At 47.1% G+C, this 22,887-nt stretch carries 21 protein-coding genes and 1 pseudogene; 5 read left to right on the top strand and 17 right to left on the bottom strand.

Annotated elements, in window-relative coordinates; genetic code table 11:
• Nucleotides 1-8: 8 nt before the first annotated feature.
• The 3 genes from DWZ44_RS11335 to DWZ44_RS11325 form a co-directional block, all read right to left on the bottom strand.
• Complete coding sequence (locus tag DWZ44_RS11335) at nucleotides 9-3,023, bottom strand: hypothetical protein (RefSeq protein WP_117804888.1); 3,015 nt, start codon at nucleotides 3,021-3,023, stop codon at nucleotides 9-11.
• A gap of 143 nt (nucleotides 3,024-3,166) precedes the next feature.
• Entirely contained in the window at nucleotides 3,167-4,282 is a 1,116-nt protein-coding gene (locus DWZ44_RS11330; RefSeq protein ID WP_117804887.1) for a DUF5050 domain-containing protein, read from the bottom strand.
• 36 nt (nucleotides 4,283-4,318) lie between these two features.
• Complete coding sequence (locus DWZ44_RS11325; RefSeq protein WP_117804886.1) at nucleotides 4,319-5,401, bottom strand: hypothetical protein; 1,083 nt, start codon at nucleotides 5,399-5,401, stop codon at nucleotides 4,319-4,321.
• A gap of 417 nt (nucleotides 5,402-5,818) precedes the next feature.
• On the opposite strand from DWZ44_RS11325, the gene DWZ44_RS11320 reads away from it, so the two are divergent.
• On the top strand, nucleotides 5,819-6,010 hold the full coding sequence (locus DWZ44_RS11320; protein WP_117804885.1) for a YlcI/YnfO family protein: 192 nt from the start codon (nucleotides 5,819-5,821) through the stop codon (nucleotides 6,008-6,010).
• A 63-nt stretch (nucleotides 6,011-6,073) separates the two neighbouring features.
• Here DWZ44_RS11320 and DWZ44_RS19005 read toward each other — a convergent pair whose 3' ends face one another.
• The 13 genes from DWZ44_RS19005 to DWZ44_RS11265 all read right to left on the bottom strand — a co-directional run bounded on the left by DWZ44_RS19005 (nucleotide 6,074) and on the right by DWZ44_RS11265 (nucleotide 18,059).
• Entirely contained in the window at nucleotides 6,074-6,205 is a 132-nt protein-coding gene (locus DWZ44_RS19005; protein WP_256372549.1) for a hypothetical protein, read from the bottom strand.
• A 37-nt stretch (nucleotides 6,206-6,242) separates the two neighbouring features.
• Nucleotides 6,243-6,929, bottom strand: coding sequence for a metallophosphoesterase family protein (locus DWZ44_RS11315; protein WP_117804884.1), 687 nt, complete (start codon nucleotides 6,927-6,929; stop codon nucleotides 6,243-6,245).
• Between the two features lie 125 nt (nucleotides 6,930-7,054).
• Nucleotides 7,055-8,884 (bottom strand): vWA domain-containing protein, encoded by a 1,830-nt coding sequence (locus DWZ44_RS11310; RefSeq protein WP_117804883.1) that lies wholly within the window; start codon nucleotides 8,882-8,884, stop codon nucleotides 7,055-7,057.
• 19 nt (nucleotides 8,885-8,903) lie between these two features.
• Nucleotides 8,904-9,959, bottom strand: a complete 1,056-nt coding sequence (locus DWZ44_RS11305; RefSeq protein WP_117804882.1) for an AAA family ATPase — start codon at nucleotides 9,957-9,959, stop codon at nucleotides 8,904-8,906.
• Nucleotides 9,960-10,094: 135 nt separating this feature from the next.
• The gene (locus DWZ44_RS11300; protein ID WP_117804881.1) at nucleotides 10,095-10,877 is read right to left on the bottom strand and encodes a metallophosphoesterase; all 783 of its coding nucleotides are present in this window, start codon (nucleotides 10,875-10,877) and stop codon (nucleotides 10,095-10,097) included.
• A gap of 18 nt (nucleotides 10,878-10,895) precedes the next feature.
• On the bottom strand, nucleotides 10,896-11,552 hold the full coding sequence (locus DWZ44_RS11295; protein WP_117804880.1) for a metallophosphoesterase: 657 nt from the start codon (nucleotides 11,550-11,552) through the stop codon (nucleotides 10,896-10,898).
• Nucleotides 11,524-11,673: a hypothetical protein gene (locus DWZ44_RS18210; protein ID WP_158565890.1), complete on the bottom strand. Its 150-nt coding sequence runs from the start codon at nucleotides 11,671-11,673 to the stop codon at nucleotides 11,524-11,526. Before DWZ44_RS18210 ends, DWZ44_RS11295 begins: the two co-directional genes overlap by 29 nt.
• Nucleotides 11,674-11,747: 74 nt before the next feature.
• Complete coding sequence (locus tag DWZ44_RS11285) at nucleotides 11,748-12,467, bottom strand: metallophosphoesterase (protein WP_117804945.1); 720 nt, start codon at nucleotides 12,465-12,467, stop codon at nucleotides 11,748-11,750.
• A 111-nt stretch (nucleotides 12,468-12,578) separates the two neighbouring features.
• Entirely contained in the window at nucleotides 12,579-12,650 is a 72-nt protein-coding gene (locus DWZ44_RS19560; protein WP_442857711.1) for a DUF6783 domain-containing protein, read from the bottom strand.
• Between the two features lie 405 nt (nucleotides 12,651-13,055).
• Nucleotides 13,056-14,543, bottom strand: a complete 1,488-nt coding sequence (locus DWZ44_RS11280) for an FGGY family carbohydrate kinase (RefSeq protein WP_117804878.1) — start codon at nucleotides 14,541-14,543, stop codon at nucleotides 13,056-13,058.
• 347 nt (nucleotides 14,544-14,890) lie between these two features.
• Nucleotides 14,891-15,823 carry a transketolase family protein gene (locus DWZ44_RS11275; protein ID WP_117761604.1) on the bottom strand — a complete coding sequence of 311 codons (933 nt, stop codon included), beginning with the start codon at nucleotides 15,821-15,823 and terminating at the stop codon, nucleotides 14,891-14,893.
• A complete protein-coding gene (locus DWZ44_RS11270) occupies nucleotides 15,820-16,653 on the bottom strand; it encodes a transketolase (protein WP_117509781.1) in 834 nt (277 codons plus the stop codon). The genes DWZ44_RS11275 and DWZ44_RS11270 overlap by 4 nt, the downstream gene beginning before the upstream one ends.
• A gap of 5 nt (nucleotides 16,654-16,658) precedes the next feature.
• Nucleotides 16,659-18,059 (bottom strand): L-fucose/L-arabinose isomerase family protein, encoded by a 1,401-nt coding sequence (locus tag DWZ44_RS11265; protein WP_117804877.1) that lies wholly within the window; start codon nucleotides 18,057-18,059, stop codon nucleotides 16,659-16,661.
• 351 nt (nucleotides 18,060-18,410) lie between these two features.
• Between DWZ44_RS11265 and DWZ44_RS11260 the strand changes: the two genes are divergently transcribed.
• The 4 genes and pseudogenes from DWZ44_RS11260 to DWZ44_RS11255 all read left to right on the top strand — a co-directional run bounded on the left by DWZ44_RS11260 (nucleotide 18,411) and on the right by DWZ44_RS11255 (nucleotide 21,356).
• A complete protein-coding gene (locus DWZ44_RS11260; RefSeq protein ID WP_022462682.1) occupies nucleotides 18,411-19,424 on the top strand; it encodes a LacI family DNA-binding transcriptional regulator in 1,014 nt (337 codons plus the stop codon).
• A 10-nt stretch (nucleotides 19,425-19,434) separates the two neighbouring features.
• Nucleotides 19,435-19,524, top strand: a pseudogene (locus tag DWZ44_RS19555) (DUF6783 domain-containing protein); the annotation flags it as partial.
• Between the two features lie 22 nt (nucleotides 19,525-19,546).
• On the top strand, nucleotides 19,547-19,672 hold the full coding sequence (locus tag DWZ44_RS19550; RefSeq protein WP_416822207.1) for a DUF6783 domain-containing protein: 126 nt from the start codon (nucleotides 19,547-19,549) through the stop codon (nucleotides 19,670-19,672).
• Nucleotides 19,656-21,356 (top strand): ABC-ATPase domain-containing protein, encoded by a 1,701-nt coding sequence (locus DWZ44_RS11255; RefSeq protein ID WP_117804876.1) that lies wholly within the window; start codon nucleotides 19,656-19,658, stop codon nucleotides 21,354-21,356. The genes DWZ44_RS19550 and DWZ44_RS11255 overlap by 17 nt, the downstream gene beginning before the upstream one ends.
• Before the next feature lie 109 nt (nucleotides 21,357-21,465).
• Here DWZ44_RS11255 and DWZ44_RS11250 read toward each other — a convergent pair whose 3' ends face one another.
• The gene (locus DWZ44_RS11250) at nucleotides 21,466-22,875 is read right to left on the bottom strand and encodes a Sapep family Mn(2+)-dependent dipeptidase (RefSeq protein WP_022461629.1); all 1,410 of its coding nucleotides are present in this window, start codon (nucleotides 22,873-22,875) and stop codon (nucleotides 21,466-21,468) included.
• Between the last annotated feature and the right edge of the window lie 12 nt (nucleotides 22,876-22,887).

Here is a 22,887-nt window from a genome sequence, read left to right as displayed (position 1 = left end):
ACTTTCTGTTACTCTTTTACTTGAAACGAAGACAGAATCTGGATTACTTCGTCTTCTTCTTTCTCTTCAAAAACACCATCCGGAGCAGCTGCCAGCATGACGATCGATCTTCCACAGTCAAATGCACAGACCCCCATGTAGCCGGTTCCGCAGAAATCCTGATCGCCCAGATAACGTTCCGGTACAACTGCATAATAGGTTGCCCCATCATATATTACAGTTCCGTCTTCTGTCATTCCGTCATCATATGCATATACCTTTATCTTTGCTACCACATACGGTTCTTTTTGATCGGGATTCTCAAAAGATGCATCAGCTACTTTTGTCATGTGTGCATATTGAACCTCATGATATCCCCCATAATATCTGCTGAATTCCATTTCTGAAGAATAGTAATTAATTTCTGCACCACGCTCGTTTTTTAGTATAACTGATTCATAGTCGCTCTCACACTCTTCTGCGTCAATATCAATATACCAGGAGTCTGGATATTCAAACATCATAGTTGGAATGGACGGCTCATTGGTCATATAGATATTCCCTTCGTTGCTCTTTTCACTGTCCGTTTGCTGTTCTTCTGGATTCTGATAGTAAATGATATCAAAAGCCTCTTCATCGTCAGATTGAAAAACATGAATATAGACTGTATTCACCAGATAGGAATCGTCCGCAAATTTTTCTTCTACAACGCCTTGTGGATAAATATAATATTTACATTGAACATAGTCGGTCGAATCTGTAATGATACATAAATAAGAACCATCGTCCCTTTTCTCAACGAACATCGGTTGTTGATTTGGGTACAAAATTGGCTGCCTACTTGCAATACCTCCATCTCTAAGTCTTCCGTCGTCCAGCACTATAAGATCCAATAATGCTTCTCCTTCTCCATATGCAGCATTTGCCGCATCTGTTGCTTTATATGTTCCAGCAAATTTTGCTATTTCACTCATGAGTTCTTCATCTAACTCTTTTTTTTGATAGGTACATCCGTTCACAAATTTTTCTGTACCGTCCGGATAAGTTTCATAATGCAAATGTATACTTTTCCATGCATTTTCTTCATTTATCAGTTCCCATTCTTTCGATATTCCCAATTGTGCAATTAACGATTTATATTTCTCTTGCTTTTGATCGGATGAATCTGTTTTTTCATTTGTTTCCTTAAACGTCGGATATTCTATCCCGGTTTCTCCCACTGAAAAAGTGATGAGCGGATACGCTGCAACAACATCTACACAGCATTGACCATTTTCATGGCTCGCTACATCCATCGTGCCTTTTATGCCCACGCTGATTTCAGCATCAATAATCGGCATAAATTGTCCCACTACAAGAATAGGTGCCGCTGCTCCCTTGGCCTCTAATTCTGTATTTGATCTAAAAGTCCACTCCTTCTGTGTGTACTCCAATATCGGTTTTCGATAGCCTTTCCCTTTCTCATAATATTGACTAACTCCAATGGGAATTTCTGCTTCTAAATATATCTCTCCTTTAGCTGTTATTACAAGATATACCTGAACATCCACTCCGATAATTCCGTTTCCAATCGGTTTCTTCGTTTTAAATAATACAATTTTCTCTTTACTATCAGCTTCCTCATCCTCTACTGTCTCGTTCTGTTTTTTCTCCGGGCTGCTGTTTTGATCATTCTCCGTACTTTCATCTTCCTTTACTGTCCCACTCTGTTTTTTCTCCGGGGTACTGTTTTGATCATTCTCCGCACCGTCACCTTTCTTTACTGTCCCACTCTGTTTTTTCTCCAGGGTACTGTTTTGATTATTCTCCGCACCGTCACCTTTCTTTACTGTCCCATTCTGTTTATTCTCCGGAGTACTGTTTTGATCATCCTTCTCATATGTTTTCCCAAATGTCGCCCCTCCCTTAAAATCTGCTTTTGTATTTAGCACCACATTTGCATATTTCAACCCATCCTTCCAGGAATATTCCATTTGTGATGCTATAATCATTTTCTGAATCTCTATGGATGCTGAAAAGTTCTTTAACTTTTGTGGCAGTTCGGGTGCAATAGGCATTTCAAGCCGCATACCCGTCTTATTGTCTGTATAATATATTTTTAATTTCCCGTCTTCTTCCTCCACTTCAATTTTAAATCCTTCCCATTCCGAAGTATTCCACGTCCCAGCCGACATCATAGCCGCATTAGTTTCGGAAGTCTCTGCCTGCGCAGTCACAAGATTTTCTTCTCCATAATAGTTGACAATATCCTGAAAAGTCAGCTCACTTACTCCCGATTGCTTCAGAATTTTAAAAACCTCCTCCATCTCAGGGACTCCAAGCTCGTAACTTCCATCTTCTAAAATGCTGATAACTTTTCGGATTACAACAAAACCATCTTTCCGGAAGGTAATCACCTCTCCTTCCTTCAGCTTTTCTGTTGTCTGTAAGATACCCCTCTCCTCATTGAATGCTGTGACGGTTCCTTCTTCCAGTTGTCTCACATTGTCCTGATATTCCACCTCATCGAGATCTTTCGGCCAGAATGTATCGTAGTAATGCTCATCCAGTTTTTTTATCACATCCCGCACTTCGTCTTCCGATAATCCACGTTTTAACTGTTTCTTATCCACCAGTTTCAAATCCAGTGCCAGCTTCACATAGTCCTTTTTCTTTAGCGCTTTCTCTGTTCCAAGGTATCTCTGAATTTTAGGTTCCCCAATGGATTTCAACGCCGTAACTGCTATAAATTCACCGGTAGCGTTCTCTTCTCCCTTAAATTCTTCCTCACCTTTATCTATAAAATCCCAGTCAGCTGCCGCCTGAACATAGGGATAATATTCGCTTTCTGTATCAACATCGCTGAAATAGTCTTCCTCATCCAACCCTTCCGTTGCACCAGAATGCTCTCCCAGGGTTTTAATCCATTCCTGTCTTGAGACTTTCTCACCATCCTCCTCTGGCTGCGCATCTCCTTTTTTTCCATACCACAGAAAAAAAGCTCCACAGATTATCAGTATCACTGCAATGCCTAAAATTCCATATAATATTCTCTTCTTTTTCATAGCTTCCCTCTAAAATTGTATATCTACAGCAACATCTGCCAAAATCCCTGAAAACTGGCAGCTCTTGTTACATTTGTAATAAGAGCTGCCAGTTTAATCAGAACATTTTCTTTATCTTTTATTCTACTTTCACCACTTTTAATCTATTCTAACATACCTATTTCTGCTCCATCAGTATTGTATAATTCAAATTTTACATTTCCATTATTATCCACTCTTTTGATATAGGTATCATTAAGAAAATAATCATAGATTTGATCTGAATTAAGCTTTGTTTTGGTTTCATCCGTCAGATTTATTTTATATTTTTCATTACGTGATCCATTATCGGAATCAAAAAATATGTCATTACCCAGCAAGGAAAATTTTTCTTCATCCAGATATTCATATATTTCCTCATTAACTGCATAAATATAATCTACTTGTGCATTGTCACAGTTGAGCCGTAATATTCCCTTATATGGTTTGACAAAATATAACTTTCCTTCTTTTAATGCCATTTTTTTAAGTTCAAATTGTTCAAGTTTATATAACAGTGTGTTTTGAGTTCCATCTTTTTTTACTTTGTAAATACCATTAGGATTTCCATTCATATAAAAATAATAGATCCATTCGCCGTCATCAACATTTATGTTAGGCATTGCCCATCCGCTTACCAACAATTCTTTTTCTGTTTCGTCTGTTTTCATCTTATATAATCCAGAATCAACCACATAAAAATAAATCCATCCATCTACAACATTTAATTCATACCCCTCTGAGTTAATAGACCATACAACTGAACCATCTATCTTTGCTTTTCTGATACCGTCATTATTTCTATAATACATCCAGTCCCCAACAACATTTAGAGAATCTCCTGTCTCTCCAATGACCTGTTCCCGTTCAGAACCATCTTCTCTGGCTTTATAAATTCCCTTTCCATTATTATAATAGTACCATCCATCCTGATAGGCAATTTCTCCTCCATTTATAATATTCATACTCGAATTTCCAACTGTATTGCTGTTTTTTTCGTTAACTAACGTATAGTCATCTCCCAAGCGATCCTCTTCCAAACCATAACTTGTTTCTTGCTGTTGATCAGAATTTTCTTCTGAAAATTCGATTTCATTTTCTGAGTTCGAATTTTTTTCGAAAGAATTATTATCATCCAAAGAACCTCTTTTCTCTAATGCTACACCGTTTGATCCACATGCCGTTAATACAACAGTTATTCCGAAACACATTAAGATTTTCGCTATTCTTTTTTTCATCATGGCACTCTCCTTATTTTAAGTTCTTAAACTTTCATCTCAATTTTTCCACGGGATATCATTAACACGGATTTCTTTTCCCGAATCTTCTCTGTAAAATCTGCATTTTCCCTTTTCCGCCTCTTCCAGTCTGCACACTTTTCTTGACCCAATGCCATTCGTAAGTTCTATATAGTCACCCATGGAACCATGAACCTTATGCAATTTTGTTCCGCCTAGCTCCTGATAATTCGCAATATAATGGTGATTCGGATTTTTATCCTTCTCCCGCGGCGTTCTGTTATCCCGCTTTGGCTCGGATCTTTTTTCTGATCTGCTTTCGGAATATCCCGAAGACCCTCCTACCTCGTAAGATGATGCGGCATTTTCACTGCCGCTTCCTGCGCTTGCCATCCCTTCTAATAATATCCTTCCAATCATAAAGATAACTCCAAGCAGTAAAGCACCTCCAAGAACAGCAGCACCCAATGCAAGGATATTTTCCAAAAACCATACAATAAGCGGAACTACAATTTTTGCAAATACCATTGCTTCTATCGTAAAAATAACCATTTCCCTGCTTTCCTTTTCGATCAAAAGCAATCCCCAAAAAACAAGCAGCGCTCCCACTGTGAGAATGGTATAAATAATTCCGACAGGTTTTACATACATAATGACTTCTGGAAAATTGAAAATCAAATCCTGAACTGCCCTCGGCTCCACCGTTACTCTTCCAATACGAATCCAGAAAATAACAAACGCTGCCACAATCTGCACCAGAATCAATACTCCTGATGCTATGAGTGCTGTTTTTTTTCCTTCTTCACAAATCCTGCAATAAGCAAGTGATAAAACCACAAGTTCCGCAAGCAGCAGTAATAAAATGATATTTCCTGCAATACCGCCCAAAACCAGACCTGTTGTTCCTGTCGTAAACATCCTGTCGCTCAAAAAACCATATTCCTTAATATCAGCAATCTGCGCTGAATAGCCGCCATTTACGATATACAAAATATAAGCGATAATGCCCGCAAGCACTGCAGCTGCCATAATTACAACTGGAATATGATTCGCCAGATCTTCCATTGACATTTGTTTCCATTTCTGAATATCCAACATGAATTTTATTCTGTCTTTTTTCATTTTCTTAACCTCCCTCATTTTGTACTCTTTCAGAAGCTTGTCCCTCCCATTTCATTTGCTTTATATTTTACAGTTTTTTCTTCTAGTATAATACATTCTCTTGTTGTTTGCAATATATTTTGTCATGCATTTTGCAATGCTTATTTCAATCAATTTATGCAATACAATGAAACAGGCTGGAATTTCCAGTTATCTTGAATATCAGAAAACAGCCAGAAAAAGGTACACCAAAATAAGCTGTCTCCCAAACAGCTTTTTCCAGATTTCTCCGATTTCCCAGATCCGAAAAATCTTATTTTTATTGTCGAACCCTTTTGAAACACACCTTTGTTATGTTTTATGCTGCCTGTAGTTCACATCTCATAACCGGAAATGGTGTTCCGGCCTGTATTTTCAGGCAGCGGAATGGAGTTTGATATGGCATTTCAATTAAAAGGCAATCGCAAGGAAACGGAAAATAAGACCATCCGTTTTCCCCTTCACCTGATCGATCAGATCGAGCAGGCAATTTCCAATTCTGACCAGGACATTACGTTTTCCAGTTTTGTGATTCAGGCGTGTGAGTATGCATTGGATCATATGGATGTCCCATCAGAAGAAAACAACTGACTTTTCTCTTTTTAAAGCAGATTTTTTATGGTTCGACGTGCGTTTTCTGGCTGCTCTCTGCTTCTATTCTATCTTATCACGCTTCTTATTTTTTTCTGGCCAAGATTTTGTCCAATTTTTTACATCAAAAAGAGCACCAGATTTTCCGATGCTCTTTTGTTCAAATTCTATGATTGTATTTATTCTTTGCGCCATCTCATTCCCATCCTGACTACTTTGACATCCTGTCTTATTACACCTCCACAACCTCATCATACAGACACACAAACACCTCTTCCACTTCCGCATCTTCATGAAAGTGTCCGAAATACCATTTCTGAAATTCTGTCTCATCCGCCACGCGCTGCAGGTACTGGCGAAGTTCCACCTCATCGTCAGACAGCTCTCCATACCCCATCGCCGCAGCCACATCTCTTGGGGCGGTGTGGGTCAGTATGTAGTCCACCTGGAAATCTTCTTTTTCCAGATTTTCCCATCCTTCTTCGTACTCTTCCCGTGACGGAATTTCTTCCGGGAACCACGAAATTCCCTCCGCGCGGGACATTTTGTCGATGCTGTAAGCACCTCCGAAGGTAAAGAATTTCAGCCCGTCAATCGTAAAGATCTGGCCGCGCATCAGATGGATCATGTTGTCCTCAATGATATGCACCTTTCCGCCGTTCCACTGCTCCACGGCGTAGGAATTCAGTTGTTCGAAGTTCTCATGATTTCCGTCGATAAACAGTGTCGTCACCGGCAGACTTCGGAAAACGGCTCTCGTATTCGCTTCGTATGCTGCAGAAAAGCCGCAGATGCCGACATCTCCGCAGATGATCAGATAGTCATCCTGGGTGTACTCGTCTTCGTGCTCGTTAAAATAGCGTACAACTTTTCCAATATCAAAGGTGCCATGGGTATCGCCTGTAATGACAATGCTCATTCTCAGCGTCTCCTCTCGTGTTCTCTGTTTCTGTTCCCTAAAGTATCGCAAAACATCATCCGCAAATTCTGTCCGCTTTCTCTGCCGCTGCTATCGTTTCTTGCAGAGGCACAGACTACGCCGCACTATTCCCGAAAATAAAACACTTCTCCCCGTGCCCGGAACGGCAGCCGGTTTCCTCTCGGAAGCAGAAATGCATGCTCTCGTCTTATCTTCAGGTCATTCTCAATCTCCCCGTCCGTAATAATCAGAATCGGCCCGTCCTTGGGAAAATCGTTCGCCTGTTCCAGACAGTCCACCCCCGGTTGCAGTATGGTTCCGCCTCGGCCAGTAACTTTTACCCGGCCGGCAATATCTTCCGGTGCCAGATATCCCGCATCCGTCGCTTTAGCATCACAGAAAATGATTCTCACGAACGGAACATCTTTCGCCGCGGCATAGCTGGCGATGGAGCCGAGTGCCATACCGATCTGTTTTGCACTCATGGAACCGGACGTGTCCACGACCACACCGAAGGTCCGGCTCTCCAGATCCTGCTCGTAATACGCATATCCTGGCCTTGGAATATCCGGCGTGGCACCCTGCCGTCTGCTCGGCCGCGCATAGGTGCGGTGTTTTTCCAGCGGTGGAAACTGTACGTCAAACCACTTCGCCAGCGCGGCATCCCAGGGAATGACCGGCATCGCAAGCGCCCTGATTTCCTGCACCAGCCCGGCCGGCAGGAAACCACGATTGTGCTCCTGATGGTAATCCAATCCCTCCCACAGTGCATTTTTCAGCAGTTCATCCAGGCTGACCCCGTTTTCTCTTTCAGTAAAATGCGGTCTGTTTCCGTTAAACATATCACCTCTGCCAAAGCCCCGGAAGGTGTTTAGTTTTTTGTACTTTCGGATCTCTTTCACGATCAGATCATAGATACTTTCTGCCGATTTGTTGTGAAGTGTTTCATCATACAACAGCCCATCCGGCGGCATTCTGCCGATCTCCATTTCGTGCAGCCAGTCGTTGATGACGTAATCGCAGGCGATGTTCCACAGAAAGAAGTCACGCCCATTGCACCGTTTCTGGTGCTGCAGTCCGGCATGGAGATATTCATGCGCGAGAACAAAAATCCACTCTTCCTCCGAAAATCCGCACGACGGATTGGCATAAATGATTCCCTGCTCTGCGTCAACCGCTGCAATATGGATTTCATACCGATGGCACATTTCAATGTCCTCCACAATTTTAAATGCAGCCGCAAGACCTCCGAGCAGCGGATAATGGGACAGGAACCATTCTGCTGCTCTGGAAATGACGGTATTCTTTTTCGTTTTAAGATCGTATCCTCCCGCATCGCAGAGTGCAGATTTGATGGAATGAGTGACTGCATAGGAAAATTTTTCAGCATATGCATTTCTTTCTCCCTTTTTATAAACGATCGGCCGTTCTACCCCGATCATATCCTTTAATTTTTCAGAGTTTGTCCCGCAGATCTGCGCACCATTATCCTGGTGCTTCAACAGATATTCATAAATTTTCTGCTCGCTGTTCAGTTTGATCGGATATGCTTCCGCCGGATCTGCGCAGATCGGCTCGCCGAGGCGGATGTCATAAAGGAATCTGGTAATGTAGATATCACAGGCTTTGTTCCAGAGTGCCGGGACAAATTCGCAGTCGGAAGGGATGCTCGCTTTGTCAAAGTGGCCGAACGCCAGGTGCAGAAGGTTGTGTGCCATCACATAGCACCATTGTTCCGGCGACAGGTTTGCCCGCATGTTGACGTAGATATTTCCATCTTTCGTAACACAGGCCAGACTTCCTTTTGCATTCAGATGGGAGGGCTTTGCAGTGATGTACCCATCCAGTTGATGGAACAGTGTATTTTTTTCCAGCAAACCAAAGCCGGCCTCCACTCTGCGGTACCCGGCCGGCTTTTCTTCTTCGCGGTAATACCTGCTTCGAACGTATGGCATCCTTTTCTCCTTCCTTTTTTCATCCGACGAGCCGCGGCAGATCACGGATGATTTCCATCATAAACCAGTCCGGCAGTGCCTCCGCTCCATCAGCTGCGACGGTCATCTGGGCGATTTCGAAATTGATGACTGCGAGTTCTTTGATCATGCCCTTGGCGCGGTACGCAAAGGAAAGCATGCCGCCGGAAATTCCCTGTTTGCTTTTCGGCAGTTCTGCAAGCAGTCTGGCGCGGAAGGACTGTGCGAGAAAATACAGCACATCCCGGTTTTCCGGCTTGTCCGGCCATTTTGCTTTCTGCGCGATAATGTCATCCAGGAGATGTGTGTTGCGCAGTGTTTTTGTGTAAGCAAGAAACATCCCCGCATGCTGTTCCAAGAGGCAGGCGTACGCCATCATTTTTAATGTTTCCTGCGAAATATCCTGCTCCCCGGCCCGGTATTCCTTCAACGCATCGCTCAGCATGTGCCAGGAACGCGGGGTGGAAAACGGTTCTTCGGTTTTCGGCGGTTCGGAAAAGAGGTGATCCGGCCGCTGGATGATATAGTCAATGACCCACGGATGGAGTCTTTCTGCCTGCGCCCACTTGATCCACTGTCCTACATCCGCTTTCAGCTGCACATGGAACATACGGTTTAAAAGGGCGGACGACATCGTTTTTACGATCGCGCTGTCCTCGGCACGGTTTCCTGCTCCGATCACAATGCTTCCCTCCGGAAGATGGTATTCTCCGATCCGCCGCTCATGGATCAGGGAATAGAAGGCTTTCTGCACTTCCTGCGTACAGGCGTTGAGTTCGTCCAGGAACAGGACATATGGCTCTTTTCTGGCGATCATTTTCGGCGGAAGGAATTCCGATGTCTCGCCCCGGATCTGCGGAATGCCAATGATATCCTCTGGCGCGAGCTGGCTTCCGAGGAGCGACACGCACGGCAGGCCGACTTCGTCTGCGAATTTTTCCACTAACGCGGATTTTCCGATGCCGGGCGCACCCCAGATAAAGACCGGCCGTACCGGCGCAACCTGAAGCAAAACTTCTAATAATTCATCCTGTGTTACACTAACTGGTAAATGCATCTGATGTACTCCCTTCTGTTTCGATCCTGTATCTTTTCAAAGCGGATATTCGCAATCCACTTTACCACTTGCTTGATTTGACTAAATCATTTTTCTGCCCTGCCGTGATCTTACTGTGCTGCATTACAACGTGTCTCACCATATTTCTCTGTATTTTCCAGTTTCACTGTCATATTCCAGCACCGGAATTTTTCCGCTCCGCCAGGTGGTTCCATCGAGATAATAGTGGCTCTGACCGTCGTGCCAGATACCGTCATATGTCCTGTTTCCGCTGATTTTTGCCGTGGAAATGTGGCCTGCAATCACATCCTTATGGAATGCTCCGCGGCTTACCGTTCTTTTCCCCACCATCAGCTCCTCGCTGGTCACGCACAGCCAGTCTTTACCGCCCCATTCGGCAATTCCGACGTGCACCAGAATCTGGCGTTCTGTTTCATAAAAGTAAGGAAAATGGCGCATCCAGGTGATCAGATCCCCCGCATCTTCGAACATCAGCCGTACTGCTTCTGCATTTCTGGAATCCTCTAAAAGGTGTGCTTCTTTTTCCAGAAACTCTTGAAAATGTTCTTCTTTCAGAAAGCTGTGCAGCGTTTCATAGTCTCCATCTGCATCCGATGCCAGCCATTCCCAGCTGCGATATTGCTCCACACTGCCGATATGCCGGTTGACATCCGCATATTCTTCCAGCCAGTCCAGCAGTGCTTTTTCATGATTTCCCATCAGGGCAATGACTTTTTCCGAACCATATTTTTCCTGCAATGCCCTGACTTTTTCCAGCACCGCCCGGCCATCTGGCCCATAATCTATGTAATCGCCCAACAGAATCAGCTGGTTTTTCCCCAAAAGGTCTATTTTTTTCAGAGCTGCCTCGAATGCCTCCAGAAATCCGTGAATATCCGACATCATATATCGCTTCATTGCTTTTCCTCTGTTTGTTTATACATAGAAAGTTTCCTTCGTTTCCAGGCAAAGGCATCCCAGTCTTCCATTCTCAAAGCCGCAGCCGCAGTCACACAGATAGACGTTTCCTTTTTTATTTTTCCAGATGGATCCATTTCCCATGTTCTGATGGCCGCAGACGGAAATATATCCATGCACTCCCTCATGAAGAAAAACCTTGTACCACAAATCCCCCATCAGATAATAGTTGTCCAGTTTCCATTTTCCCGGTTCTGCCGTACAGGCATGGGCAAGCAGATACGGCTGACCGTCCACCTCGATTTCCACCTGTACCGGCCAAGAGAGGATATACTCCGCAAGCTCTTTCAGATCTACTTCTGTCAGGCGCTCCTGCAGAAGATGGAACGAATTGTACGGATATGGCTGCAGGAGGGCGCGGTCTCTCTCGTTGCTTCCGTAATAGTGGAAAATATAGTTAGCAAGCCAGTGGTCGTGGTTGCCGCGGAGCACGGTACATTTTTTTCCCAGCTTCAGTGTCTGAAAATACACGCCCGCCGGGTCTGGATGATCCATGCAGCGGTCAAACAAATCACCAAGCAGATACAGGTGATCGTCCTCTTTGAGATCAATTTTTTCCAGCAATTTCATGAACCGCCAGCTGTCGTTATGTATATCGGTAATAATATAGTGCATCCAAAATCTCCTTTTCTTTTGCAGCTTTCGTGTCTGTTCCTGCAATCATCAAAGCTTCCGTAATCCGCTCATTTTTTCCAAAACGGCTTTCCTGCTTGTGTTTTGGCATGTCCTGTTTCAAAAATCTTCCCGCTTGTTCTGCTGGTTCCGAATCCCGGTCTTCTGATTCTGGCATCATGGAACGTCTAAAATCGTTCACCTGTTGTTGTCCGAACTGTAAAACTCTTCCCCCGTTTCCAGACAGATTGCCGCCAGCCTCCCTCCCGGGAAGCATGCGCCGCAGTCGATCGCAATGTGGTGATATTTTTTATAAATATACCCAGGATTATCATTTTCCGGAATCGTCTGCGTCGGTGTATGTCCTGTTACCAGATTTGTATCCGCAAAGTATTCCTTCTGATAATCTGGTCTAGCCCATACAAGATCGTGCAGGGAATATTCCTCGATCCTCTTTTCCGGTGTGAATCCACCCAGCCCTCCATGCACCAGCAGATACTGTTTTTCTCCCACTGTAAGCTCCTCATACAGACTGAAATCCTCCAGAAAATTCAGTACTTCCTCCCGCATCTCGGGATCCAGCGCCCGAAATTCCCGGATCGTAGCATCACCGCCGTTATACTTCCAGAGAACAAGATTGTCCAGCAGTTCAGCATCCACTTCCTCGATGGCAAGATCTGTGATTTCCTGACAGAGAAACCGCAGACATTCCAGCGCCATCACCTCATGGTTCCCCACGATACAGAACGCATTCGGCATTTCCATCAGTTTCAATATCACCTTAATCGGATGCTCACCCCGGTCTAAAACATCACCCAGAACATAAAGCGTATCTGTATCTTTCAACTCAATTTCTTCCAGCAGCTCCATAAATCTCTCATACTCACCGTGAATATCAGAAATAACGTAAGTAGCCATAAACAGAACCCTCCCTTTTTCATCCATACGAATCTGCATACGTTCTCCATTACCAGCTTATCTTACCATACTTCCTGTTTTTTACCGGACAAACTCTTGTCCCTCCTTTTTTTACATAATGTACTCTCTAGAGCGTGTCTGAAAAAGGCTTTTCGCAAGCTGCAAGTCCCAGTTTGCGGAAATGATTTTTCAGACACGCTCTATACATCTTCTATTGAACTTTCATTCATGCGAAATCCCCTTTTCTTGATACTATACCACATCTATTCTTTTCTTCATTGAACTACAGGTTTAATCCTCTTTTTTTTGCTGTTTTCTCGCATTCTATCAGCATTACGCGCTGTTTATACAGCGCCTTTTATTTCTGTACAATTTATTCTCTATATGCAAAAAAGGAACGTTCTATCCAAATCGTTCCTTTTTGTTTGTAGATTATTTTATTTTTCAAATTTCTCAATCACGCACGTATGCGTCTTCGTTTTCTTATCATAAACGCGTATTTGCCGAGTGTACAGTAATGCCCGCGTCCCCCCTTCGTCATCCCACCGTCAGGCGCAAAAACCTCCCGCCGCACAGAGTACAAGTCCCCTATTTACTTAACACCCCGTCGACAGCCTTTTTCCATCCGGCATACTTCTTCTCCCGGATTTCGTCGTCCATCTTCGGTTCATACACACTTCGTTTCATATTTCCTGCGAGTTTTTCCAGATCGTAGACCCCGGCTGAAATACCGGCCATATAAGCCGCTCCGATGCCGGAAAGCTCCTCCGCGTCCGGAATATTTACGCGTTTATTCGTAATATCACTCTGAAACTGCATCAGATATCTGTTTCGTGTCGGACCGCCGTCCACGCGGAGTTCCTCGATCCGCATGCCGGTATCCTGCTCCATCGCACGGACAAGGTCGGTGATCTGGTAGGCGATACAGTCGAGAGCCGCTTTTACCACCTCAGCTTTTCCTGTGGTGCGGGTAATTCCGCTGATCGATGCCGTTGCTTTCTCATCCCAGTACGGCGCACCAAGCCCGGTAAATGCCGGAACCAGATACGCGCGGTCTGCCGGATTTGCCTCCCTTGCCAGTCCTTCCGTCTCTTTTGCCGAAGAAATCAGCTTCAGGTCATCCTTCAGCCAGGTAATCACCGCTCCGGTGTAGTTCAGATTTCCTTCCAGCACATAGTCCACCTTGCCGCCTCTTCCCCACGCAAGCGAAGTCACAACGCCGTGGCTGCTCTGAATCGGCTTGTCTCCAATGTTCATCATCAGCGAAGAACCCGTTCCGTACGTTGCCTTGATCATACCCGGTTTTAAGCAGCCCTGTCCGAACAGAGCCGCATGAGAGTCGCCTAATACACCGCAGATCGGAACCGGCTCGGAAAACAATCCTTCCATCGTCGTGGTTCCATACACCGCATCGGAATCGCACACCCTGGCCAGCGCACAGACCGGAATCCCGAACATCTCACAGATCTTCTCATCCCACGCCAGCGTTTTCAAATTAAACAACTGCGTTCTCGACGCATTTGAAAAATCCGTCTTAAATGCATGATCCCCCGTCAGCTTGTAAACCAGCCAGCTGTCAATCGTACCCAGGCAGAGTTTCCCGTCTGCAGCACGTTTCTGTCTTTCTTCTCCGCCGTTTCGAAGCAGCCACGCCATCTTTGCAGCAGGAAAATAAGCCGAAAGCTGCAGACCCGTCGCCTCGCGGATCTCCTCTGCGTGACCCTGCTCCGCAATCTCCTGTGCAATGCCGCTTGCGCGGCCGCACTGCCATACAATTGCCTCTTCCAGCGGTTCCCCGGTCGCCTTGTCCCAGATCGCCGTCGTCTCACGCTGATTGCTGATGCCGATTCCGGCGATTGTTTCCGGTGCAACACCGGACTCTGCCACCAGCGTTTTTACCGTCTGTACTGTATTCCGGTAAATCTCATTCAGATCATGGGACACCCATCCCTTTTCATTGACAATCTGCCGGTGCGGCAAGTCGGTACGGCGGAGTAAATGTCCCTCCCCGTCAAAGAGCAGCGCTTTCGTTCCCTGCGTGCTCTGGTCAATTCCGATGATATACCTTTTCTCCATTTTTCCAGCTCCATTCCTAAAATTTTATAAATATCCAGATCCCCATCTCGAATAACGCTGAATACACCCTGTTTTTCAACACACCATGCGTCATTTTCTATTGTCGCGGCATTCACCCTGCCCCTATAGGCAAGATCTTTGGCGATTACCACACATTCCAAAATCTTCCGCAGAACGATTTATTCCTGATTATTTCCGCAGAACGATTTATTCCTAATTATATAGAAAAAGTTCCTGCGTTCCCGGATTTTCTTCCGCCCGGGCACGCAGGAACATGGCATACGCAGACCTGCGGCAGTTTACAGTTCCCTGCGGGCTATCACATTCACCGCTGATTCCATTTCTGGTTAAGCCAGTAATTCTTTCGCTTTTTTTGCAATGCCCTCGGCATTCAATCCATAATAGTCAAAGACTTCTTGGGAAGTTCCCGTGATCACCGGCGCATCCGGCAGAGACATAGGAACGACTTTGCGCGGGCATTCCGCACCGACCACCTGGCTCACCATCGATCCAAGACCGCCGAATGGAGCGTGCTCTTCGATCGAAATGACAACTTTTGCCTTCTTTGCAGCCTCTACCAGGCCCTCTTTGTCCAGCGGTTTCACACAGTACATATCGAGCAGTCCTGCGCTGATTCCCTCTTCTTTCAGCATAGCAGCTGCATCGAACGCCGGGCGGACCATCTCACCGCAGGCTACCAGTAAAACATCGGTGCCTTCCGAGAGAACCGTTGCCTTATCCATCTCAAACGGAGTATTTTCTTCGCTGTAAATATCCGCAACGGCATTTCTTCCCACCCGGATATAAGCCGGTTTTTCATCGGTAAGAAGCGCCTCAACCAGTTTTGCTGTCTGGAAGCGGTCGCTTGGCAGATAAACGCGCATGTTCGGAATAGCTGCCATTGCTGCGATGTCCTGTGCAGAATGATGGCTCATGCCGAGTGCGCCGTAGCTCACACCGCCGCTGATGCCGATCAGCTTTACATTGGTGTTGGAGTATGCACAGTCAATTTTCGCCTGCTCATAGCTTCTTGTAGAAAGGAAGCACGCCGGAGATGCCGCAAATGCTTTCTTGCCGCATTTTGCAAGACCGGCAGAAACGCTGACCAGATCCTGCTCCGCAATACCCATCTCCACAAACTGCTCCGGATATGCATTTGCAAACGGTGTCAGGGAAGCACTTCCCCTGGAATCGCTGCAGAGCACTACGATATCTTTATCCGTCTCGGCATGTTTCATTAAAACCTCGCAAATGGCCTGTCTGTTTGGAATCTTATTCATGACAGTGCCTCCTTTCTCTCATCCAGATCCTTCATGATCTGTTCTACTTCCTCCGGTGTCGGCACTTTATGATGCCACTCCGCCTTATTTTCCATCACGGAAGAACCACAGCCCTTCGTTGTGTTTGCAATAATAACCGTCGGTTTTCCCTTGCAGTGTTTCGCCAGCTCAAACGCATGAACGAGCGCGTCCATATCGTTGCCCGGTACGGAAAGAACATTCCATCCGAACGCTGCCCATCTCTCCTCCTGGCTGTCCTGTTTCATGACATCCTCGGTATTTCCGGAGATCTGCAGACGGTTGCGGTCTACGATCGCACAGAGGTTGTCCAGCTTGTAGTTTCCTGCGGACATTGCGCCCTCCCAGACAGAGCCTTCTGCCAGTTCGCCGTCACCCATAACGGTGTAAACACGATAATCTTTTTTATCCATTTTTCCTGCAAGCGCCATTCCCACGCAGACCGGAAGTCCGTGGCCGAGAGAACCGGAATTCATCTCGATGCCCGGCAGTTTATTGTTCGGATGGCCGATGTACGGGCTGCCGAATTTGGAGAATTTTTCGATGACCTCTTCCATCGGGAAGAATCCCTTTGCTGCAAGTACTGCATAATATGCCTCAACGGAATGACCTTTACTCATCACAAAACGGTCGCGGTCCGGGTCGTCCATGTTCTTAGGGCTGATGTTCATCTCTTTAAAATACAGCGCTACAAGCACATCAATGACACTCATGTCGCCGCCGATGTGGCCGCCCTTGCCGGAAACTACCATTTCCACTACTTTCTTCCGCAGATCATACGCCAGACAACTCAATTCCTTGTATTCACTCATGATTTTCATTCTCCTCTTAAATATGCTTTGACATCTTCCTCGATCGGATCATATAAATCCGGGGCAATGCCGATGTATTTGCATGCTTCATACAGAACCGGCACAACGTTCTCGTGGATACCGACGCAGTGGTGGATGTACGGTCCTTCCACGATTTTTGTCTCCAGGCGTTTCAGGTTCTGTACCTCAACCCATACGTAGGTTCCCTTCGTATAAGGTCCCTCAACACCTTTTGCATTTCCAAGCAGCAGGGAGTACTCTCCGTTGTCTCCGTCGAAACGTGCCAGTGTCATTTCGCCTAATTTTGCCTGTGCCTCTACAGCCCCCGGATGGCTGAATGCCAGAGGATAACCGATCGTCGGTTTTTCCTGTGCAACAGAAATCGGCCACGGTCCGCAGTGCTGCAGCAGCTCGCCGTTCTCGTTGTCCGGGTGGCGTACGGTCCAGTCAGCAAAGAAGCTTCTCTTATCGTTTCTGTCGGCAGCCTCTACCAACAGAGCGGTGATGGCGCCGTGGATATCGGTCTCACAGACGACCGGAATTCCCTCTTCGTTCAGCAGAGAGTTTGCCGCACACGGCATGATGCCAATCTCACCCTGCAGTGCGTTCCAGCACTGGATCGCGATGGCATTGCAGGAATATTTTGCAGCCAGGTTCTTCATTGCAACCTTCAGAGCTGCTACATTTTCCAGCTCTTCCAGTTTGATCTTTACACACATATTGGTATTGCAGTATGCAACAACTTTTTCTACCTCGCTGCCCTCTGCTTTTACTTTTTTCATCTCCGCAGTCAGTTCCGGGAGCGGAATCGGGGAAAGCTGAATGTTGAATTTTTCCAGCAGCTCGCCCTCATTGCACATGGTGGACCAGAAATCGAACGGACGCGGTCCGATCTGAAGGATTCTGGTGTGGCGGAAGGTATCTACCACATTACATACAGCAAGGAAATCCTTGATGCCGCGCTCAAATTCCGGATCGGTCAGACGGCAGTTCGTCATATAGGTGAACGGAACACCAAAACGGCGCAGCACTTTTCCGGTTGCGAACAGGCCGCACTGGCTGTCGCGGAGACGCACACCGTTCTCATCCGGTCTCTCATCGCGCGGTCCCCAGAGGAGTACCGGAAGCTCCATTTCCTTTGCCAGTCTTGCACAGACATATTCCGTTCCGAAGTTTCCGTGCGGGAAGAAAATTCCCTTTACGTTTTCACGGCGGAATTTCTCCTGGATTTTCTCACGGTCCGCCTCATCGTAAAACAGACCCTCCTCGTTGATATCTATGATGTCGACAAATTCAACACCGAGCTCTTTTAAATGCTCTCTCGTCAGGTTGGCGTATTTTACGGCATCCGGGGCACTGAAAATGCTTCTTCTCGTAGGTGCAAATCCGATCTTAATTGATTTCATATTCATTTCCTCCACTTAATTTTCTTTAAATTCCGCTAAATTATGTCTTGAATTCCCCTGCTCTTTATGGCTCTTATATTACTAAATTCTTTTGAACTTGTCAACATCTATTCAGCTTTATTAAATCTTTTTTAGTAATTTATACAAAAAAGAATGGATGTTTTTATGCATTTCTTCATATTTCATTTTTTTACAGTTCAGAAGTTGACTTCTTTTTTAATTCATATTAAAATCAATGCATAAGTTTAATATTTTTCAAATAAATACTGAAATAAATTTCAACACCCCGCATGCGCAAAACGCCTGAAAGCACCGTGCGGGCTGATTTTATCGAACAGGAGCTGAACTCTTATGAATATTTCTGCGAAAGAACTGGCAAAGCTGATCAACGTATCGCCTGCCACGGTTTCTATGGTTTTCAATAACAAACCCGGCATCAGTGATGCCACAAGAGAGCTGGTTTTAAAAACTGCAGCCGAGTATGGCTATGCGCCGAAAAAAAATGAAGCCTCCGGCGCTTCCTCCCGCATTATTCAGCTGGTCAATTATAAGAAGCACGGAAAGGTTGCTGCCGACACGCCGTTTTTCTCCCAGCTGACCGAAGGAATCTCCACCGAATGCACCCGCCAGGGCTGTGCGCTTCATATCTCCTATTTTTATGAGACCATGGATATTGACAGCCAGCTCGATGCACTCCGCGCTGTGGACTGTGAGGGCATTCTTCTTCTTGCAACCGAAATGGCTCCGTCCGATTTCCGCAAGTTCCGCGATTTTTCTGTTCCGATCGTTGTCGTGGACTGCTATTACGATGAGCTCGATTACGACTGCGTTCTGATCAACAACATCCAGGGGGCGTTCAACGCCACGAATTATCTGATTCAGTGCGGACACAAAAACGTGGGCTACTTTCACTCGAGCCTCGACATCAGCAACTTCTCCGAACGCGCCGACGGCTACTACAAAGCGCTCCGTGCAAACGGTATCAGCACCTCACATCCATATGTCCACCCGGTTTCCCCGACCTCGGACGAAGGCTACCGCGACATGCTGCGCCTTCTCGAGTCGAAAGCGCCGATCGCGGATGCTTACTTTGCCGATAATGACATCATCGCGGCGGCCGCCATGCGTGCACTGCGTGAAAACGGCTACCGCATCCCGGAGGATGTCTCCATCATCGGCTTTGATGACGTTCCGATGTGCGATATGATGGTTCCGCCGCTTTCCACCATGAAGGTCAGAAAACGCGAGCTTGGCGCCACTGCCGTCCAGCGCCTGCTTGACCGCGTGGCCGATCCGAAACGCGAATGTCTGAAAATGTGCATGGCAACCAAACTGGTGAAGCGCCAGAGTGTTTCCAGACGTTAAAGCTTTTTGGATGAGGCTGTCGTCCAGCGCGTGTCTGAAAAATCATTTCCGCAAGCTGCAAGCCCCACTTTGTGGGAGATTTTGCCCTCATTCGGTTGCCGTAGCGGGTTTAATCCGCCCTCATTCGGACAAAATCTCCCACCACCTGGAACTCGCAGCTTGCGAAAAGCCATTTTCAGACATGCTCTGTACGGCAGCCTCACCTTTTTTATTTTGAAAGGAGTTTTTTTCATGCAATCTGCAAATGACCTGAAACAGCTTTTATTCAGTATCAATCACAAAAGCTATCCCGCCTATAAATCTACCCGCGGTGCCTATCAGTTTCCGCGCTACACACTCTCCATCGACCACGTGCAGGGCGATCCGTTCGCCGCTCCATCGCGCGTCAGCGTTCATATCAGCGGCAAAACCGCTGCGTTTCCGGCTTTTCTCTACGACACATATGAAAAGCGCGTCGCCCTCCAGGATTACCTGCTGCGCCAGTTTGCGCGCGCCATCGCACCGTATTCGTTCCGCGCAAAGGGTTCCGGCAAAAGTGGTCTGCTGGGGATAAGCCGCTGCGGACAGGAAATTCTTGAGCGTACTGCCTATGTTCTGAATCCTTCCGACGGCAGTCTTATCGTCAACATGGAAATCGGCTTTCCGGCTAACGGCCGCACCATCGCCTCGCAGGAGCTGATCCGCATTCTTTTCGACTTTCTTCCCGGCTGCGTAGAAAAATCACTGTTCTACCGTGCTCTGGATCCAAAAGCATGTGCCAATGTCGCCTATCTCTGTGAGGATCAGCAGGCGATCCGTTCCGCATTAAAAGAAAAAGGGCTTACTGCCTTCATCGCCGACGGCTCCATTCTCCCGCGCGAGACCGGTGTTTCCGATCTGCCGATGAAGCACGCCGTTCCGTTTACCTCACCGGAATCCCTGCGCGTTACCCTCGATCTTCCAAACCGCGGACCTGTTTCCGGCATGGGAATTCCACTCGGTGTCACACTGATCGTAGGCGGAGGCTTCCACGGAAAATCTACCCTTCTGCAGGCTCTTGAGCGCGGCGTATACAACCACATCGCCGGGGACGGCCGTGAATATGTCATCACCGATGCAAGCGCCGGAAAGCTCCGCTCCGAGGACTCCAGAAGCATCAGCAACGTCGATATCTCCCTCTTCATCCACAATCTTCCCGGAAAGAGTGATACGACTTCATTCTCGACCGCCGATGCCAGCGGAAGCACCTCGCAGGCTGCCAACGTGATCGAGGGCATCGAATCCGGCACGAGCCTCTTTCTGATCGACGAGGACACGTCCGCCACCAACTTTATGGTGCGCGATGAGCTGATGCAGCGCGTCGTTGCCGACAGCGAGGAACCGATCACACCGTTTATCAGCCGCGTGCGGGATCTGTATGAGAAGCTCGGCATCTCGTCGATTCTCGTTGCCGGAAGCTCCGGTTCTTACTTCCACGTGGCAGACACTGTCATTCAGATGAAAGAATACGTTCCTTATGACATTACGGATCGCGCAAAAACCACAGCCGCGGAATTTCCGCCGTTTACTGCCTCCGTACGCCCTTTTTCCGTTCCAGCCTTCCATCGCTGCCCGCAGCCGGGCAAAGGCCTGACGGGAAGTGACCGCACGAAAGTCAAAGTGATGGGACGGGAATCCATCCTCATCAACAAATCTCTGACGGATCTGCGCGCCGTGGAACAGCTCACGGACAGTGAACAGCTGAACGGGCTGGCTGCGCTTCTTTTAGAAGCAGCGGAGCACAAGATGGACGGTAAGAAAACACTGGTGCAGGTAGTGGATCTGCTGGAAAAACAGATGGATGAAAAAGGCCTCTCTTCGCTTCTCGCCCCGGGAAGGCCAGGCGACCTGGCACGGCCAAGACGGCAGGAAATCTTTGCATTCCTGAACCGGTGCAGGGAACTGCGGTTCTGAGAAAATTTGTAACAATTCAGAGCCATAAAAAATCTTCAGGCAAACCTTGTTCTTTTCAGAATCTATCGGTTTGGCTGAAGATCTTTTTTATCTTTTATTTTTCAATTATTTATTCCCCGCAGATCCGCAGAATCGCCTCCGCGAAGATCACAACGCATTCTTTCAGGCATTCGATTTCCACGAACTCGTCTGCTCCGTGCATACGGTTGTCGACTTCAAGGTCTGCGCATCCAAATGCAACACCGTTTTTCAGATGATGCACATACGTTCCGCCGCCGATCGCAAATGGTTTGCCTGGTTTTCCAGTGACATCCGTGTAGCACTGCAGCAGGGTCTGGACAAACGGGCTGTCGGCCGGGACGTGGTGTGGTGGGAACATTCCGCTGCCTTCCATGGAGAAGCCGCCTTTTTTCATGTTCTGCCCGGCGGTATCGTACAGGTTTTCTTTTGTCGCGCAGATCGGGGCGCGGCAGTCGTAGGAACCGGTCAAGGTTTTACCGTCGTAGTTCATAAGGTCGAGGCTTAAGGTGAGCTCGCCGGACTCTTCATCTGACATGGCGACACCGAGGCCTGCGCCTTTGCCGTCGCCGTGCGGGTAAACTTTTGCAAGGAAACTGATGTCGTTTTTCAGTTCACTCTCTTCCATTCCAACGGATGCGAGAAGCTGCAGCAGTGCGGTCAGTGCGTTGTTACCCATTTCCGGGGTGGATGCGTGGGCGAAGGCACCGCAGGCGGTGATTTTTATATTGCCGTTTTCGGTGTCTTCCAGAACGAAGGAAACGCCGGTCTTCTGCTCAGTCTCGTCAGCGCAGGTTTTCAGGTCTTCTTTTGCCATGCCGGCAAGCTCTGCATATGCTTTGCCTGGTACAACGTTCAGTTTGGTGCCGGCCTGTAAGGATACGAGGCGCACGCCTGTCGTTCCGGCATCGGATGTTTTTTCGAAGTGGCCGCGCATGCCGCCTTTTTCAATGTTGATGACCGGGAATTCGGCATCCGGTGAGAAGGTGCATGGTGCTTCCACTTCTTTCTTATAATAATATTCGAGGTCAGAGCTTCCACACTCCTCGTCGGAACCGAGGACAAGACGGACATTTTTCTTTAATGGGTAACCGAGTTCTTTGACAGCGCGCATTGCGTAGATAGCTGCGATCGCCGGTCCTTTGTCGTCTGCGGTTCCGCGGCCGAACATTTTTCCTTCTTTGATGAGCGGGGTGAATGGATCGGTCTCCTGCCAGCCTTCGCCTGCCGGTACGACATCGAGATGGGCGAGAATATCAAGGCCCTTTTCTTCCTGATTAAAGTCAGCTGCAATCGCGTAGTTGTCGTAGTTGGTTACGGCAAAGCCGTATTTTTCCAGAATTTCGATTCCCTGCGCCAGTGCTTCTGCCGCCGGTGCGCCGAATGGTTTGCCTGGCTCTACCGCCTGTTTTTCGCTTGGAATCCGGATCAGGCTTTTCAGGTCTTCGATCATTTCGGATTCGTGGTTTTCAATATATGTTCTTAATTCTTCTTTCCGCATCGTAACTTCTCC

The sequence above is a fragment of the Blautia sp. AF32-4BH genome (assembly GCF_003460565.1).
GTDB classification, from domain to species: Bacteria; Bacillota; Clostridia; order Lachnospirales; family Lachnospiraceae; genus Fusicatenibacter; species Fusicatenibacter saccharivorans.
The sequence above is the reverse complement of the archived record's forward strand: the minus strand, read 5'-3'. Positions and strand labels throughout refer to the sequence as shown.